This is a genomic window from Acholeplasma equirhinis, from assembly GCF_017052655.1.
Taxonomy (GTDB): Bacteria; Bacillota_I; Bacilli_A; order Acholeplasmatales; family Acholeplasmataceae; genus Acholeplasma; species Acholeplasma equirhinis.
Map to the genome: position 1 here is coordinate 1,292,971 of NZ_JAFIDC010000001.1, position 16,497 is coordinate 1,309,467.

General features: G+C 34.1%; 18 protein-coding genes, 1 tRNA gene, 1 rRNA gene and 1 other RNA gene. All 21 read left to right on the plus strand.

Going from position 1 to position 16,497, the window contains the following annotated elements; genetic code table 11:
• Positions 1–17 precede the first annotated feature (17 nt).
• Complete coding sequence (gene glyA, locus JV173_RS06095; protein WP_205735406.1) at positions 18–1,244, plus strand: serine hydroxymethyltransferase; 1,227 nt, start codon at positions 18–20, stop codon at positions 1,242–1,244.
• A 19-nt stretch (positions 1,245–1,263) separates the two neighbouring features.
• Positions 1,264–2,568, plus strand: a complete 1,305-nt coding sequence (locus JV173_RS06100) for an RnfC family protein (protein ID WP_205735407.1) — start codon at positions 1,264–1,266, stop codon at positions 2,566–2,568.
• 2 nt (positions 2,569–2,570) lie between these two features.
• The gene (locus JV173_RS06105) at positions 2,571–3,647 is read left to right on the plus strand and encodes an RnfABCDGE type electron transport complex subunit D (protein WP_205735408.1); all 1,077 of its coding nucleotides are present in this window, start codon (positions 2,571–2,573) and stop codon (positions 3,645–3,647) included.
• The gene (locus JV173_RS06110; protein WP_205735409.1) at positions 3,644–4,588 is read left to right on the plus strand and encodes an RnfABCDGE type electron transport complex subunit G; all 945 of its coding nucleotides are present in this window, start codon (positions 3,644–3,646) and stop codon (positions 4,586–4,588) included. Before JV173_RS06105 ends, JV173_RS06110 begins: the two co-directional genes overlap by 4 nt.
• Positions 4,585–5,499, plus strand: coding sequence for a hypothetical protein (locus JV173_RS06115; protein WP_205735410.1), 915 nt, complete (start codon positions 4,585–4,587; stop codon positions 5,497–5,499). Before JV173_RS06110 ends, JV173_RS06115 begins: the two co-directional genes overlap by 4 nt.
• Positions 5,496–6,050 (plus strand): Rnf-Nqr domain containing protein, encoded by a 555-nt coding sequence (locus JV173_RS06120; RefSeq protein ID WP_205735411.1) that lies wholly within the window; start codon positions 5,496–5,498, stop codon positions 6,048–6,050. Before JV173_RS06115 ends, JV173_RS06120 begins: the two co-directional genes overlap by 4 nt.
• A 1-nt stretch (position 6,051) precedes the next feature.
• Positions 6,052–6,609, plus strand: coding sequence for a hypothetical protein (locus tag JV173_RS06125; protein WP_205735412.1), 558 nt, complete (start codon positions 6,052–6,054; stop codon positions 6,607–6,609).
• Between the two features lie 13 nt (positions 6,610–6,622).
• The gene (locus JV173_RS06130) at positions 6,623–7,705 is read left to right on the plus strand and encodes an FAD:protein FMN transferase (RefSeq protein ID WP_205735413.1); all 1,083 of its coding nucleotides are present in this window, start codon (positions 6,623–6,625) and stop codon (positions 7,703–7,705) included.
• 1 nt (position 7,706) lies between these two features.
• The gene (locus JV173_RS06135; RefSeq protein ID WP_205735414.1) at positions 7,707–8,171 is read left to right on the plus strand and encodes a NusG domain II-containing protein; all 465 of its coding nucleotides are present in this window, start codon (positions 7,707–7,709) and stop codon (positions 8,169–8,171) included.
• Positions 8,168–8,677, plus strand: a complete 510-nt coding sequence (locus JV173_RS06140; protein ID WP_205735415.1) for a Gx transporter family protein — start codon at positions 8,168–8,170, stop codon at positions 8,675–8,677. The genes JV173_RS06135 and JV173_RS06140 overlap by 4 nt, the downstream gene beginning before the upstream one ends.
• A 127-nt stretch (positions 8,678–8,804) precedes the next feature.
• Positions 8,805–9,059, plus strand: a complete 255-nt coding sequence (locus JV173_RS06145) for a type B 50S ribosomal protein L31 (RefSeq protein ID WP_205735416.1) — start codon at positions 8,805–8,807, stop codon at positions 9,057–9,059.
• A 64-nt stretch (positions 9,060–9,123) separates the two neighbouring features.
• Positions 9,124–9,708 (plus strand): thymidine kinase, encoded by a 585-nt coding sequence (locus tag JV173_RS06150; protein ID WP_205735417.1) that lies wholly within the window; start codon positions 9,124–9,126, stop codon positions 9,706–9,708.
• Positions 9,708–10,166: a tRNA adenosine(34) deaminase TadA gene (gene tadA / locus JV173_RS06155; RefSeq protein ID WP_205735418.1), complete on the plus strand. Its 459-nt coding sequence runs from the start codon at positions 9,708–9,710 to the stop codon at positions 10,164–10,166. The genes JV173_RS06150 and tadA overlap by 1 nt, the downstream gene beginning before the upstream one ends.
• 11 nt (positions 10,167–10,177) lie before the next feature.
• An RNA gene (gene ffs, locus JV173_RS06160) (signal recognition particle sRNA small type) lies at positions 10,178–10,271 on the plus strand.
• Between the two features lie 86 nt (positions 10,272–10,357).
• Positions 10,358–11,008 carry a hypothetical protein gene (locus JV173_RS06165; protein WP_205735419.1) on the plus strand — a complete coding sequence of 217 codons (651 nt, stop codon included), beginning with the start codon at positions 10,358–10,360 and terminating at the stop codon, positions 11,006–11,008.
• On the plus strand, positions 10,989–12,953 hold the full coding sequence (gene tkt / locus JV173_RS06170) for a transketolase (protein ID WP_372433667.1): 1,965 nt from the start codon (positions 10,989–10,991) through the stop codon (positions 12,951–12,953). Before JV173_RS06165 ends, tkt begins: the two co-directional genes overlap by 20 nt.
• A 20-nt stretch (positions 12,954–12,973) precedes the next feature.
• The gene (gene mnmG / locus JV173_RS06175) at positions 12,974–14,827 is read left to right on the plus strand and encodes a tRNA uridine-5-carboxymethylaminomethyl(34) synthesis enzyme MnmG (RefSeq protein ID WP_205735420.1); all 1,854 of its coding nucleotides are present in this window, start codon (positions 12,974–12,976) and stop codon (positions 14,825–14,827) included.
• Positions 14,820–15,515, plus strand: a complete 696-nt coding sequence (rsmG, locus tag JV173_RS06180; protein WP_205735421.1) for a 16S rRNA (guanine(527)-N(7))-methyltransferase RsmG — start codon at positions 14,820–14,822, stop codon at positions 15,513–15,515. Before mnmG ends, rsmG begins: the two co-directional genes overlap by 8 nt.
• Positions 15,516–15,526: 11 nt before the next feature.
• A complete protein-coding gene (locus tag JV173_RS06185) occupies positions 15,527–15,700 on the plus strand; it encodes a DUF951 domain-containing protein (protein ID WP_307836869.1) in 174 nt (57 codons plus the stop codon).
• Between the two features lie 148 nt (positions 15,701–15,848).
• A tRNA-Tyr gene (locus JV173_RS06190) sits at positions 15,849–15,933 on the plus strand.
• 182 nt (positions 15,934–16,115) lie between these two features.
• Positions 16,116–16,497 (plus strand): 16S ribosomal RNA (locus JV173_RS06195); the annotation flags it as partial.

Below are 16,497 nucleotides of genomic sequence, written 5' to 3' on the forward strand. Positions count from 1 at the left end.
CTAAAGAGGTAAACCACATGCTAAAAAATTATGATCCATCACTTTATGAAGCAATAGAAAAAGAAGCACAAAGACAAAAGGCACACATTGAGCTCATCGCATCTGAGAACTTTGTTTCAGAAGCAGTCTTAGAAGCTCAAGGTTCAATCCTTACGAATAAATATGCTGAAGGGTATCCAAAAAACAGATACTATGGTGGATGTGAATTCGTCGATATCGTAGAAGAATTAGCGCAAGAGAGACTAAAAGCGCTTTTCAATGCGAAATATGTGAATGTTCAACCACACTCTGGTTCACAAGCAAATGCGGCAGCATATAATGCATTACTGAATCCAGGAGATAAAATACTTGGAATGAGTTTAAATGCAGGTGGTCATTTAACCCACGGGTTTAAACTTTCGTTCTCTGGTAAATTCTACGATGCATATGCATATGGTGTTTCTGAAAAAGATGAAGCAATCGATTATGAAGAAGTTAAAAGAATTGCATTAGAAGTTAAACCAAAATTGATTATCGCTGGTGCATCTGCATATTCTAGAATTATTGACTTTAAAAAGTTTAGAGAAATAGCAGATTTAGTTGGTGCATATTTAATGGTTGATATGGCACATATTGCAGGGTTAGTTGCAGCAGGGGTTCACCCTTCTCCAATGCCTTATGCAGATGTTGTAACATCAACAACGCATAAAACATTAAGAGGTCCTCGCGGTGGTATCATCCTTACGAATAATGAAGATATTGCAAAGAAAATTGATAAATCAGTATTTCCTGGTGAACAAGGTGGACCATTAATGCATGTCATTGCAGCTAAGGCGGTTGCCTTTAAAGAAGCAATGGAACTAAGTTTTAAAAATTACCAAGAACAAGTTGTAAAGAATTCACAAGCGATGGCAGAAACTTTTAAAGAATTGGGGTATCGAGTCATCTCAGGTGGTACTGAAAATCATTTAGTTTTAATCGATATTAAATCTAAATTGGGTATCACAGGTAAAAAAGCTGAAGAGGCACTTTACAAAGTTAATATTACAATCAATAAAAACTCAATTCCTTTTGACAAAGAAAAACCAGCATATACCTCTGGTATTAGAGTAGGTTCGGCAGCAATGACAACAAAAGGATTTAAAGAAGCTGAGTTTAGACAAGTTGTCTTATGGATTCACGAAGTATTAACAAATCTTGATAATGAAATTGTTTTAGAGAAAGTAAAAAGAGAAGTTATTAAACTCACAAGCAAACACAATTAATAAGAAGGAGTGATCAGTAATGATTGCGAAAACAAGAATAATCCCAGATGGGAAAAAGGTTTTAAAAAAGCTTCCTCTCGTTCACTATCTTGAAGCACCTTATCTTTACTATCCAATGACAAACCAACGTTGCCCTGAAGGGGAAACATGTGTTGTCTTTGGTCAGTTCGTTAAGGTCGGTGAAGTTATTGGTACTAGAAAAGGTGCATTTTTCGAACAACCAATACATGCAACCGTATCGGGTGAAGTTGTAGGTTATGAAATGAAATATGATGCCTCTGGCCAAAAGGTCAACTGTATGATCGTTAAAAACGATTATAAATATGAGGTTCATGAATCAGTAAAAACTAGAACAGATGAGGAAATCTTAAACTTTACCAAAGCGGATTATGTTGAGATTGCAAAAAATGCTGGTCTAGTAGGTCTTGGAGGATCTGGTTTCCCAACCTACATTAAATTAAACACTAAAGCAGAAATTAACATCGTTTTAGCAAACGGTGTTGAATGTGAACCAAAGTTAATTTCTGACTATGAACTCATGATGAATTATCCGGATGAATTAATCAATGGGTTAATTTATGCAATGCGTGCGTTAAATGCAAAAACTGGTATCATTGCGGTTAAGAAGAAATATATGGAGTTAGTTGAAAGAATTAACTTCGCATTGAATGCTTATCCTGAGTATGATATTCAAGTAGTACCTGTTGGTAATTACTACCCACAAGGTTGGGAATTAGAAGCGATTAAATCTGCAACAGGTATTGTTGTACCTCAAGGTAAATTACCTGCAGATTACGGTGTTGTACCATTTAACGTATCAACATTACAATCATTATTCCATGCAGTTAAATATGGTCTACCTGTCCTAGAAAGATACTTTGTTATCTCAGGTGATGGTGCTGTTAATAAATCATTTAAGATTAGAATCGGTACACCAATTCATAACTTACTTGAAAAAGCTGGTGGATATGTTGATACACATATTCCAAAAACTTTAATTATGGGCGGACCAATGATGGGAACAAACCTTCCATCGGATGATATTATTTCAACGCACACTGCAACATCATTGATTGTTCAAAACACAGTCTATAGTGATGAAGACCCATGTATTCACTGTGCATCATGTGTCTACTCATGTCCAGTTCAAATTCAACCAGTTCAAATTATGAACGCGGTTAAAGCAAAAGATAAAGATTTCTTAAAAACTTTATCTGTTAATAAATGTATTGAATGCGGTCTATGTTCATTCGTATGTCCATCTAAGATTCACTTAACAGATTACATGCGTCAAGGCAAACGTATTCTTAGACAAGGGGAATAGTTATGTACCAACAAAATATGACTTTTTCTAAACAAACATCTCCATATATTCGTAAAGCAACCTCAACAAAAAGAATGATGTTTGATGTGCTAATTGCGTTAACCCCTGTAACATTCTTTTCAATTTACAGATTCGGTCTTGATGCATTAACAAGAATCTTACTTTCATTAATTGTCTTTGTATTAGTTGAAATGATCTATTTCTTAGCAGTTACAAAGGTAGAAGGTTTTGATTTTAAAGACAAATTAGTTAACAAATTTAAAAAATATTCAATTAATAACTTTGCAGCACCAGCGGTATCTGGTTTAATTTATGCAATGTTATTACCAGACCAAATTGATTTCTATGTTGTGATCATTGGTGCTTTATTTGGAGCATTCGTTGGTAAGATGATTTTTGGTGGTTTAGGATTTAACCTATTCAACCCAGCAGCACTTGGCAGAATCTTTATTGCGATTACCTTTACAGGATTTTTCACAGGTAGTTATGGTTTAGTGGATGCTGCAGCTGGTGCAACACCACTTTCAACATCATTCCCACAAGTTTTCAATTCATATAGTTTACTTGATTTATTCAGTGGTAATATTCCAGGTTCATTAGGAGAAGTAAACAGTTTAGCAATTTTAATTGGGGCACTATATTTATTTATTAGAAAGAGTGCTGACTTCCGTCCTGCACTTTCTGCCCTCTTAATCTTTACAGCATTAAGTTTTGTTGCTGGACTCGTGTTATATCCACAATATTTAGCACAATATGTTTTATATCAAGTGTTATCTGGTGGTTTATTATTCGGTTTAGCATTTATGATTACAGACCCAGCAACATCACCAATTACAAGACCTGGTCGTTGGATCTTTGGATTAATCATCGGTACAGTTGTCTTTTCAATTAGACAATTCGGTAATTTACCAGAAGGTGTAGCATTTGCGATTCTTCTTGGCAATATGTTAGTTCCAGTACTTGATTATCCAGTATGGGCAAAAAACCCAATCAAATTAAAATTTATTTTAGGTTATAGTGTTGCATTCATTGCAATCTTAATCGTATCCTTCTTAGTATTAGGAGGTTATGCTATATGAAATTAAAAAGTATATTAGCACTTGCAATTACCTTCTTAGTCAGTCTTTCATTATTAATTGGAAGTTATGCGATATTTAATCCAATTAAACTTGCTAAAGAAAAAGAAAAAGCATTAGCTGAAATTAAAATTATGATGAGTGATGCAACAGATTTCACATCAAATCCATTAGAAACAATAGATGTTGTTGAAATCTTACTTTCAGCTAAAGTTTATAAAGGTAGTGAAGGTTTAGGTTATGTTTACGAGGCAAATGCAAAAAATGGTTTTGGTAATATCAAAATTATGATTGCAGTTGGTTTAGATGAGAAGATCAGTGATTTAAAAATAATTGAACTTAACCAAACTATGTATCAAGATAAAACAACTAAATTATTACAAGATTATAAATATCAAAAATTATCACCAACAATCACCGATCAAGCAACTGGTGCAACTTCAGTCTCAATGAACACTTTAATGGATATGTTTCGAGCACTTGGTTCACACCATGCTAAAGTTGAAAAATTCCCATTTGTAATGCCTTATGAAGCGTTTTACGGTGAATATACAATTGCATCAACAACAACATCTAATGTTTCAGGAGCAGCCGTTAAAGTAGAAGTTATTAATGGTACTACAAAGAGTGGTAAAGTAATTAGCTTAACTAAAGCTGGTGTATATCAAACAGGTTCATTAACTGAAAAAGAAATTATGGTTCAAGTTGCTTTAGATGAATCAGGCAAGATTTTAGGTGTGTTATTACCAAACGAGTCATACAAACATTCACTGGGTAATTTCTATGCTAAAGCATTAGTTTATGCACAAAGCTTTAAAGATATGATGATTAATGAAGTTCCAGATGCTTACACAGGTTCAACAAATGATGAAGGCGAACCAAATAACTCTAAGATGTTAATCCATGAGTTAATGTTAATTGCTGGGGAGGTCTTCTTAGGATGAAACGTGAAAATATATTATTAGTCATCGCATTTGTTGCAATGATCATCGGTTCAATTATTATGATTGCAATCCAAACAGCATTACCGACAAGTGATGTTGATAAAATGTTTGGACAAAAAGTTGAAATCGTGAATGAAAAACCAGTGATTGATGCTAGCATTCTTTCACAAGCAGAAGTTATGGATATGTTTGGTAATAAATTAGCAGACATTTATGTTGCAAGAACAAACAATTCATACTTTTACTTAGAGTTATATGTTGCAATTGATGCAAATGGTAAAGTCTATGCGATTGATAAAAAAGTTGAAACTTATGACTCAACATCAGCAAGTTATTTCCCGCTAGTAAGAAATTACTTACTTCAAAATTATAATGGATTATTCTTTGAAAATATCCAATTCATTGATGGTGCTGCAGGTGGTACAACAATTGAAGTATCACGTTCAAGCATTAAAAACGTTATAAAACATGTCATTACATTCCACCAAGGTGAACCAGTAGAATACATCAAAGATTTATTTGGTGGTGAATATGGTTTAATTGGTGAGCAAACAATTTCAGGTATAAAAGTGTCAACTGTTACATTTGGTGGTTCAATTTATAAAGTTTATGAACATAAATTAACAGGTACATATTTTGACCGTTCAGCAACACATGAAGAATCAGTTACAGTATTCTTAGCAGTTGATGAAAATAACATTATTCGATTTGCAAGTTTACCTGATGAATTATACAAACATACACACGGTAGATTCATTACTGCAAGTAAGGAATTCTTAGCGTCCTTTATTGGTAAAAATATTCTTGTAGATCAATTACCAGAATCAACAACTGGTCCAACGGATAACTCTAACGGTACACAATATTTAATTAGAGAAATCGTTGATGCAATTAAGGGGGTTATCTCATGAATTTAAATTTAATCAGAAGAATAAGCCTTTTAAGTATTGTGCCTTTAATTTATATTGCAAAATCACTTGAAAAAGCATTACTTGCAGGTATCGTATTATTTGTTTCAAGTATGTTAGTAAAACTTGCATCACTTGCACTTGATAAATTTGTAGAAGGTAGATTCAATCTTTATGCAAAACTTATCTTAATTGCAGCAATCATTGCAGCGTTATCTATCATACTTTCTACATACTTTAATTTAGATCAAATCTTTAGTATGTATCTTGCACTGATTTTATTTAATGTTGATATGATGCATAAAGATGATAATAAAATGTCTTTATTAGGCCATTTATATACAGCTATTTCAAGTTTCTTATTACTTGTTGTTATTGGATTTTTAAGAGAAACGTTAGGAACTGGTGCACTTATTATTGGAGAAACTTCAATTGTTTTATTTGATAGTAAATATGCTTTAAGTTTCTTAACAAGTGCTGCAGGTGGATTTATTCTTGCTGGTTTCTTATATGGATTCTTAAATATGATTCCATTAGAAAAGGAGGCAAAGTAATATGATCTTCGCACTTTTATCTAGCGTGCTTGCTGCAGCGATCCTTTCTAATATCCTAACTCAAGGTATTGGTTTAGAAAATTTAACCAAAGATGAATTTAGAGTGAAACCAGTTTTAAAGACAACATCAGTTGTTTCAATAGCCTCTCTTTTAGTCTTCTTAATTGATTACTTAATCTACAATGTGGTATTATTACCACTTGGAGCAACGTATTTAAATATTTTCGTTCTAGTCATCTTAATGATAATCTTGAATGAGTTATATCAAATCTTAGTTTCAAAACTTAAATTTGAATTACCAAAAGGTGAGACAATCATCCTAAATTCAGTTGTTATTCTTGTTGGACTTTTAGGATTAAATTCAGTATCATTTGAACTTGCATTTTTAGAAACTGTAGGTTCACTACTTGGATTTATGGCACTAACAATTTTATTAACAATGAATATTTCAAGAATGAGAGTTGCACCAATGATTAAATCATTTAAAGGATTACCAATTGTGTTGATCGTACTTGGTTTAATTATCTTAGTACTTACAGGACTTGGTGGTATCTTCTAATCATAGGAGTCTTATGAAAAAAACCTGGCTTATAATTTTATCTATTTTAATCACTCTCGTGCTTACTGCATGTTTAGAATCAACACCACAACATAATGATCCTTCAAAGGAACGTGTGTTCTTTGGTGTTGGTGCGATGTCAACAACAATTTCTGTAACGATGTATGTAGAGCCAGAGAGAAAAGAAGAAATCATGGAGAATGTTGAAGAAATTCTATATTTTTATCACGATTTAACAGATAACTTTAAATTAAAGTCTGGTGTAAATAATATCACTTATATTAACAATCAAGCAGCAGCATCTGACGGTGAAGCGACCGTTGAAATTGAAAAAGAACTTTATAATATTTTAGAACTTGGCTTACAAGTACAAGAAGAAACCAATGGCTATTTTGATATTGCTATGGGTGAAATTATTGATATTTGGAAAGAAGTTATAAAGAATAATCAAAAAACAGGTAAAGTGTCAGAAGCAGAACTTCAAGAAACATATGAAGCAGTTGATGCGATTATCTTGCCTGAAAATCCAGTCTTACTTAATGAAGAAGCTGGAAAATACTATGTCACCCTTAAAAAAGGTGCTAAATTAGATTTGGGAGCGATAGCAAAAGGCTATGCTGTACAAAAAGTGGTTGAATATATAGAATCAGAAGGTATTACACAATACATTATTAATGGTGGATCATCTTCAATCGATTTTGGTAAAGACAACCCTAGAACACAAGATGGTAACTATGTATTTGAATTGTTAAACCCATTAATGCCTTATCAAGGTTATGGTTTTGCATATTACAGTGGTCAAAACCAAAACATTACAACATCAGGCAGTTATCTTCAATATGTGGAAGATCTAGAAGGCAATTGGTATCACCACATTATTTCACCAAAAACAAGAAGACCGTCAAATAACTTTTACACTATTACTCTAATTGGTGTTGATGGTGGTTTACTTGATGCATATTCTACTGCGTTATTTTGTATGAGCCCTGAAGAAATTGAAAATTTCGTTGAAGGTAAAGACATTCAAGTTGCAACATTTAATTTAGATGGTACCGTCACACCATACTTTATGTCGTCAGGATACGAACCAAAATAATATGAAAAAACAAGACTTTATCATAATTGGAGGTTTATTAATTATCTTTAGCATCATCTTTGTTTGGGTGACATTTTTCACCACGCAAGATGGCAATATTGGTAAAGTATATCAAGGCTCTCAAGTTGTGATAGAGGTTGATTTTAAAACAAAACAAGTTAAAACATTCCCTCAAAAAGAACACCCAGAATATCCTAAAACAACAACACCTGTTGAAGGTGAAGGTGGCGACTTAGCCTATGTCGTTTTAGGTGCATATGAAATTGATGGCAATCGGACTGAAGTATTTATAGAAATTGATTGGGATACATCAAGTATTCGAATTGAACGTGATGAAACACCTAAACAAATTGGTGTTGGTCGCAGTTGGTACAACGGGAAAGGATTACCTGTCATATCGCTTCCTAATGCAGTTTATATTAAATTTGAAAAAGAAGTTGATACAGGGTTGGATGGTGCTGTATGAAAAATACCAGAATGATTACAACATTATCTATGTTAACTGCCGTTGCTATCGTTTTAAATGTTATAGAAATGCAAATTAATATTATTCCAGTACCTGGTGCTAAGATCGGCTTTGCTAATATCGTGACTGTTATCGTGCTTTACATGTATCGATTTAGAGAAGCAACACTTGTCACTTTACTGAGAGTATTAATTGTTGCACTTTTATATCGCTCATTCACATTAACATTTTGGATGGGTTTAGGTGGATCGATTCTTTCGATTCTTACGATGGGAATCTTAAAACAATGGTTCAAACTACACACTGTAACAGTATCTGTTTTAGGTGCAATTACCCATACTATTGGACAAATTCTTGTCGGTATGTATTTAGTAGAAACAGAACTTTTGATTCTATATTTACCAATCATGCTATTAATTAGTGTGCCAGCTGGAATTTTAACTGGCATCATTGCGGATCGATTCTTAAAGAATTTCTCTCATGTAGCTAAGGTAAAATCGTACTAAATTATAGAAATTAAGGGATAATTTAAAACTTATCAATTAAGCATTGCATATTAATATATCATTTGATATAATGAGTAGGCGAAACTTACTATGAGTGAATTTGGCTCATGGCGGAAGGAGAAATACTATGAAACAAGATATTCATCCAAAAACTAGATTAGTCATCTTCGAAGATGCTCAAACAAAAAGACAGTTTTTAATTGAATCATCAATCAACGCAAAAGATACAGCAGTATATGAAAAAGATGGTAAAACATATCCAGTTATTCGTTTAGAAGTAACTTCAGATACACATCCATTCTACACAGGTGAACAATCATTCATCGCTCAAGCTGGTCAAGTTGATAAGTTCAACAAACGTTTAGAAAAATCTAAAAAATAAAACACATAAAGCGAGATATTAATCTCGCTTTTTGATATAATGATTTCAAAACGGGGGTTAGTACATGTATCATTCATATAAAAACGGCTTTATTGAAGTGGTTTGTGGACCGATGTTTGCAGGTAAAACAGAAGAATTGATTCGTAGAGCAAGACGTCTTCGCTACGCGAAACAAGTTTATCAAGTTTTTAAACCAGTGATTGATAATAGATATTCAACTAAAGGTGAGATTGTTAGTCATAACCTTTTAACTGAAAATGCAATTTTAATTGAAAATTCTAGTGATATCCTAGAAAAACTACTACCGAATGTAGATGCTGTCATTATTGATGAAGCACAATTCTTAGATAAGGGCATTGTAAAAATTGCAGATCAACTAGCTGACCGTGGTATTCGTGTCATTGTTGGTGGACTTGACCGTGATTTCAAAGGTGAACCTTTTGGTCCGATGCCAGAACTCTTAGCCATTGCTGAGTTTGTTACAAAACTCACAGCAATTTGTGTAAAAACTGGTCAACCTGCAACACGCACACAAAGAATTATTGATGGACATCCTGCAAGTTATGATGATCCGATTATTGTTGTTGGTGCATCAGAAGCATACGAACCAAGAAGTCGACATGCACATGAGGTTTTAAATAAAAAGTAATGGAAGATAAACATATATACTTCATGAGAGAAGCCTTAAAAGAAGCTGAAAAGGCATATCTTAAAGACGAAGTTCCCGTTGGTGCTGTTATCGTCTATGAAGATAAAATAATTGCAAGAGCACATAATTTGCGTGAAAGTAAACAAGATTTTACAAATCATGCTGAATTATCTGCAATGCAGAAGGCATCTAAAAAAATTGGTAGTTGGCGTCTTGAAAAATGTACAGTTTATGTTACACTAGAACCATGCAGTATGTGTGCTGGAGCAATGATTCAGTCAAGAATTGAAAAAGTATATTATGGAGCAAAAGACCCTAAAGCTGGTGCAGTTGAAAGTGTCGTGAAATTGCTTGATAATCGCTTTAATCATCAAATTCACTATCAAGGTGGTATCCTTGAAGAAGAATGTGCTGCAATACTTAAAGATTTTTTCAAAAAATTAAGAGAACAAAAATAGAACATCTCTATAGGGTATTCTCATTCAACATTAAGGAACGAACCTGGTCAGGCCTTGAGTGGAGCAGCCATAAGTCACCTGATGTGTGGGTGAGGATACCCTATGGAGATGTTTTATTAACAAAGATGCATATTATATCCTTATGATATAATTGATATTAGACCCTAATAGGATTTCGGAGGAAAACGATTATGAAAATGTTACCAAAAGATTACAATAAAGCAGTCGGTGAACCATTTAGAGTGGAAGACTACCGTGGTGCAAAATTAGAAATGTATTATTTAGATGACCGTCCAGACTATGCAGTATTTGCACGTCGTGGTCGTTTCTCAGTATGGACCTCAGATGGCGTGAATTACCGTCTATTTGTTGATAAGGGCTACTATGAAGCAGTTAAAGGTTTATACCAAAATGAAGTGAATGATATTTGGTTAGATTTTACAAACAAAATCTACGGTGCTCAAAAGAAATTATCAAACTTCTACATGTTAATAAATGCAGGGCTTTTCGTCCTCTTAATGATCTTAGCTTATGTTTTACAAGCACTTGTTCCAGATATGGTGAATGACTTATTCTTATATTCAACAATTGTTTTATTCATCGCAATTTTTGCAACTGGATCACTTCAACAAAAGAAATTAAAGAAATTAGTTGAAGAAGAAAATAGAACTGCAACAAACTTAATCCGTCAAACGATTGGAGAAAATGCATTCCAAGAAATCTTAGATGGACAAGAAGCTTACTACAAACAATATTTCCAACCAGCAGCTGATGAAGAAGCAGAAGCTGAAGTTGAACAAATTGAGAGTGAAAATAATGAAGATGGAAACAACAATGAGTAAAGATTTATTAGCAATTAATACCCTACGCATGTTAGGTGTTGATGCCATAAATAAAGCAAACTCGGGCCACCCTGGTATTGTAATAGGGGCAGCACCAATGGCACATACATTATTTACAAAACATTTAAACGTTTATCCTAAAGAATCACATTGGATTAACCGCGACCGCTTTATTTTATCTGCTGGTCATGGTTCCATGTTACTTTATGGATTAAATCATTTATCAGGATACAAAATTACAATTGAAGATATTAAAAAATTTAGAGATTACCCAGGTATTACACCAGGGCACCCTGAATATGGTCTAACAGATGGTGTTGAAACAACCTCAGGACCACTTGGACAAGGTATTTCAAATGCTGTAGGTATGGCAATTGCTGAAAAACATCTTGCAGCAAGATTTAATCAGGAAGGTTTTCCAATCGTAGATCACTATACATTTGTTTTATGTGGTGACGGTGACCTTCAAGAAGGTGTTGCATTAGAAGCTATTTCACTTGCTGGACACTTAGGTTTAGGTAAACTGATTGTCTTATACGATTCAAACGATATTCAACTTGACGGTCCAACGAAATATGCTGTGACTGAAGATGTTAAGAAAAAGTTTGAAGCACAAAATTGGCATTACTTAAAAGTTTCTGATGGCGATGATATTAAAGCAGTCGATCAAGCTATCAAGAAAGCTAAGAAAGTATTAGATAAACCAACGATTATTGAAGTTAAAACAATTATTGGTAAAGGTACAAGAATTGCAGGAACCCACAAAGTTCACGGTGCAGCAATTGGTGAAGAAGAACGTGCGTACTTTGCAAATTATTTAGGTTATCCTTACCAACCATTTGAAGTTGATGAAGAAGTTTACAAACTTTATAAATCAAAAGTTTATAACCGAGGTAAAAAAACTTACAACTTCTGGAAGGGTATGTTTGCAGCATATAAGATTAAATATCCAGAACTTGCAAAACAATTTGAAACCTTCTTAAAAGGTGAAATTAACGCAGATTTATCACAATTAGTCTACGAAGCTGGTTCAAAAGATGCAACACGTAATATGATGGGCAAAGCTTTTGACATTTTAAGTGCTAAGAATTTAAATATTATAGGCGGGTCAGCAGACTTAACATCTTCAACCAAAGCAAAAGGTGCTGATGGAAACTTCTTAAAAGAAAATCCACTTGGTAGAAACATCAACTTTGGTGTCAGAGAACATGCGATGGGTTCTGTTGTGAATGGTATAAATCTTCACGGTGGACTTAAAGCATTCAGTGGTGCATTCTTTGTCTTCTCAGACTATATGAAACCACCAGTGCGTCTAGCAGCAATGATGCACTTACCTTCAGTCTTTGTCTTCTCACATGACTCAGTTGCAGTCGGTGAAGACGGACCAACCCATGAACCAATTGAACAACTGATTGGTTTAAGATCAATCCCTAATTTAAATGTAATTAGACCAGCAGATGGTGAAGAAACAAAGGCAGCTGTAGAAATTGCCTTTACATCAACTAAAACACCAACTGCATTAATTACCACACGTCAAAATGTTGTAAATTTAGGAACAACTTCAAAAGAAGGTGTTTATAAAGGGGCATACATTGTTGACAAAGAAGAAAAGAAATTAGATGGTATCTTACTTGCAGCAGGTAGTGAAGTACACCTTGCTGTTGAAGCTAAGAAAATCTTAAAAGAGAAAGGTTTAGATATACGCGTTGTATCGATGCCTTCACACTTTAACTTCCTAAATCAACCAGCATCCTATCAAGAATCAATCTTACCAAAAGGTGTGAAGACACTTGCGGTTGAAATGGGTTCTTCATATTCTTGGTTTAGATTTACACCACATGTTTACGGTATTGATACATTTGGTGTCTCAACATCTGTAAATAAGGTTGTTGAAGTCTTTGGCTTTACAAAAGAAAAAGTAGCAGCTAAATTCTTAGAAATTTAAAAGAAATAAGGTAGTAAACAATGACATATGATGGCATCATTGTCGGTGCAGGGCATGCAGGTGTAGAAGCAGCTCTTGCAATGGCGAGAATGAAATTAAATACCATTTTAATTACAGGTAACCTAGAAAAGGTTGCCACTTTGCCTTGCAATCCATCGATTGGTGGTCCAGCAAAAGGAATTGTTGTAAGAGAAATTGATGCGCTTGGTGGCGAAATGGCTAAGGCAGCAGACCTTGGTCAAATCCAAATGAAGATGTTAAATTCTTCAAAAGGTCCTGCCGTACGTGCGTTACGCGCGCAAATTGATAAATTAGAGTATCCAAAAATCATGAGAAAAGCACTTCAAAACCAAGAGAACTTAACACTTCTTGAAGGTTTGGTTGATCACCTCATTGTTGAAGATGGTGAAGCTAAAGGTGTTGTCTTAGAAGATGGTAGAGAAATTAAAGGTAAAACTGTTATTATTACAACAGGAACTTATCTTGCATCTCAAATCTTAATTGGACATGATAAAACACCATCTGGCCCTCATGGTGAAAAAACAACTTATGGTATTTCAGGTCAATTAAAAGATCTAGGTTTTGAAATTATCAGATTAAAAACTGGTACACCACCTAGAATTGCAAAAGATTCAATTGACTATAGTGTTGCTCAACCACAACCTGGGGATACTAAATTCCAAACATTCTCATACGATTCACCAATAACATCACTTGGTTACCAAGAAGATTGTTATTTAATTCACACATCACCTGAGACAAAAGAGATTATTTTTAATCACTTAGATGATAGTGCGATGTATGGTGGCGTTGTTGAAGGTGTTGGTCCAAGATATTGTCCTTCAATTGAAGATAAATTTGTAAGATTCGCTGACAAAGAACGTCATCAAATCTTCTTAGAACCTGAAAGTTTAAGTTTAGATGAAATTTATGTGCAAGGTTTTTCAACATCCATGCCAAAACACGTTCAAGAAAAGATGATTAAATCATTACCTGGTATGCAAAACGCACGTATTGTACGTTACGCATACGCAATTGAGTATGATGCAATTAATCCATCTCAACTTTATCGTTCACTTGAAACAAAAGTGATTAAGAATTTATTCTGTGCTGGTCAAATTAACGGTACATCCGGTTATGAAGAAGCAGCTTGCCAAGGTTTAATGGCAGGTATTAATGCAGGACTTAAGGTTCAAGGTAAAGAACCATTAGTCTTAAAACGAAATGAAGCATATATTGGTGTCTTAATTGATGACTTAATTACAAAAGGTACATATGAACCTTATCGTTTATTAACATCACGTGCAGAACATCGCTTACTTTTAAGACATGACAACGCAGACTTACGTCTTCGTGAATATGGTTATCAAATTGGACTTGTAAGTGATGCACAATATCAAAAGTTCACACATAAGAAAGAAACCATCCAAAGATTAATTCAACAAGCAAAACAATTAAGAATTAATCCAACCGATGAAAACTTAGCTTACTTAAATAAGATGGCATCTGCACCAATTTATGAAGGCGTGATGTTATATGATTTATTAAAACGTCCTGAACTTGGTACTGAAACTTTAAAACACTTCTTACAAGTTGATGAATCAGAAGAAACATACGAACAAGTAGATATTCATATTAAATATCAAGGTTATATTGAAAAGGCTGAACGTGAAGCTGAAAAACTCACACGTTTCGAAGGTCGTCATATTCCAAATGATATAAACTATGCAGAAATTAAAAATATCTCAAATGAAGCAAGAGAAAAATTAAACAAAGTACGTCCTGAAACCTTAGGACAAGCAACAAGAATTTTAGGTGTAAATCCATCAGATATTTCTGTTTTAATGATTTACTTAGAAAACCGCTATGCTTAATACATATATTGACATGATCAAGAAAACATCTGTTGCTAAAGATGTAATTGCAACAAAGTTTTCACAATATAAAGACTTACTAATTGAATATAACAAACATACAAACCTTACAAGAATCACGGAAGCGAATGAAGTTTATGTCAAACACTTCCTTGATTCTTGCCTCTTAGGTGAACTCATTGACTTTAATCAAGTAACAAGTCTTTGTGACATGGGTTCTGGTGCAGGCTTTCCAGGTGTACCATTATTAATTATTTACCCACATTTAAAGTTAACAATTGTCGAAAGCCAAATTAAAAGAGTTCAATTCTTAAACGCTTTAAAAGAAACACTTAAGTTAGATTTTGAAGTGATACACGAAAGAGCAGAAGTATATGCTAAAAAGAACCAAATGAAGTTTGATTTAGTTACTGCACGTGCTTTAGGTGATTTACAAATGATTTTAGAGTTTGGTGTACCGATGCTTAAAACAAATGGCTACTTCATTGCACCAAAAGGTTCAAGATATCAAGAAGAACTTGAACTTGCCAAAAATGCAATAAAGACTTTAAACTGTGAAGTTGATAAAATTGAAACATTTGATTTACCAGAAGCAAATGGCTTTAGAGCAAACATCTTATTGCAAAAAAAATCCCATATTTCTGGCTACCCAAGAGAATATTCTAAAATGATTAAAAAACCACTCTAAGGATGAAGGTCGTGGAAAGAACTTATACTGTTGGTGAAATTGTTAAAACTAAAAAACCACACGTCTGTGGATCTAAAGATTGGAAGATTTTAAGAGTCGGAGCAGACATCAAATTAGAATGTTGTGGATGCAAAAGAGAGATTATTATGATGCGTTTTGAGTTAAATAAGCGCATAATTAAATAATTTCCTTGAAAAAACCTTTGAATTTTGTTATTTATATATATAGATATATATTAGACTTTTCTATTTAAACTAAATTAAATAAAAAAGTAACAAAAAGTAGTTGCATTTTTAATTGTCTTACGATAGAATAATTAGGCATGCACAATGCGGGGAGGTAGCGAAGTGGCTAAACGCGGCAGACTGTAAATCTGTTCCCTCAGGGTTCGGCAGTTCGAATCTGTCCCTCCCCACCATTCTTAACACACAATTTTATACCATGATTAATTTTAATTAAGATTATAGTTGACATGGTTCTTTAATGGTGTTAGAATGAGAAAGCGCACTAATCAGTGCAATGCAAAAAGTCTTTGAAAACTGAATGATGATGAACAAAGAAGCAAAAAACAAATAAGAGCTAAAATCAAACAAAAACAAATTAATGGAGAGTTTGATCCTGGCTCAGGATGAACGCTGGCGGCGTGCCTAATACATGCAAGTCGAACGCTCTAGTAGCAATACTAGGGAGTGGCGAACGGGTGAGTAACACGTAGATAACCTACCCTTACTTCGAGGATAACTTCGGGAAACTGGAGCTAATACTGGATAGGACGAACTGAGGAATCTTGGATCGTTTAAAGATTTATCGAGTGAGGAGGGGTCTGCGGCGCATTAGTTAGTTGGTGGGGTAAAGGCCTACCAAGACAATGATGCGTAGCCGGACTGAGAGGTCTACCGGCCACATTGGGACTGAGAACGGCCCAAACTCCTACGGGAGGCAGCAGTAGGGAATTTTCGGCAATGGGGGAAACCTTGACCGA

Coding starts and splice junctions, on each gene's coding strand:
- JV173_RS06135 (WP_205735414.1), top strand. CDS start 7,707: ATGAAAAAACAAGACTTTATCATAATTGGAGGTTTATTAATTATCTTT.
- mnmG (WP_205735420.1), top strand. CDS start 12,974: ATGACATATGATGGCATCATTGTCGGTGCAGGGCATGCAGGTGTAGAA.
- JV173_RS06110 (WP_205735409.1), top strand. CDS start 3,644: ATGAAATTAAAAAGTATATTAGCACTTGCAATTACCTTCTTAGTCAGT.
- JV173_RS06120 (WP_205735411.1), top strand. CDS start 5,496: ATGAATTTAAATTTAATCAGAAGAATAAGCCTTTTAAGTATTGTGCCT.
- JV173_RS06125 (WP_205735412.1), top strand. CDS start 6,052: ATGATCTTCGCACTTTTATCTAGCGTGCTTGCTGCAGCGATCCTTTCT.
- JV173_RS06150 (WP_205735417.1), top strand. CDS start 9,124: ATGTATCATTCATATAAAAACGGCTTTATTGAAGTGGTTTGTGGACCG.
- JV173_RS06130 (WP_205735413.1), top strand. CDS start 6,623: ATGAAAAAAACCTGGCTTATAATTTTATCTATTTTAATCACTCTCGTG.
- tkt (WP_372433667.1), top strand. CDS start 10,989: ATGGAAACAACAATGAGTAAAGATTTATTAGCAATTAATACCCTACGC.
- JV173_RS06105 (WP_205735408.1), top strand. CDS start 2,571: ATGTACCAACAAAATATGACTTTTTCTAAACAAACATCTCCATATATT.
- JV173_RS06140 (WP_205735415.1), top strand. CDS start 8,168: ATGAAAAATACCAGAATGATTACAACATTATCTATGTTAACTGCCGTT.
- JV173_RS06145 (WP_205735416.1), top strand. CDS start 8,805: ATGAAACAAGATATTCATCCAAAAACTAGATTAGTCATCTTCGAAGAT.
- JV173_RS06115 (WP_205735410.1), top strand. CDS start 4,585: ATGAAACGTGAAAATATATTATTAGTCATCGCATTTGTTGCAATGATC.
- JV173_RS06100 (WP_205735407.1), top strand. CDS start 1,264: ATGATTGCGAAAACAAGAATAATCCCAGATGGGAAAAAGGTTTTAAAA.
- tadA (WP_205735418.1), top strand. CDS start 9,708: ATGGAAGATAAACATATATACTTCATGAGAGAAGCCTTAAAAGAAGCT.
- rsmG (WP_205735421.1), top strand. CDS start 14,820: ATGCTTAATACATATATTGACATGATCAAGAAAACATCTGTTGCTAAA.
- JV173_RS06165 (WP_205735419.1), top strand. CDS start 10,358: ATGAAAATGTTACCAAAAGATTACAATAAAGCAGTCGGTGAACCATTT.
- glyA (WP_205735406.1), top strand. CDS start 18: ATGCTAAAAAATTATGATCCATCACTTTATGAAGCAATAGAAAAAGAA.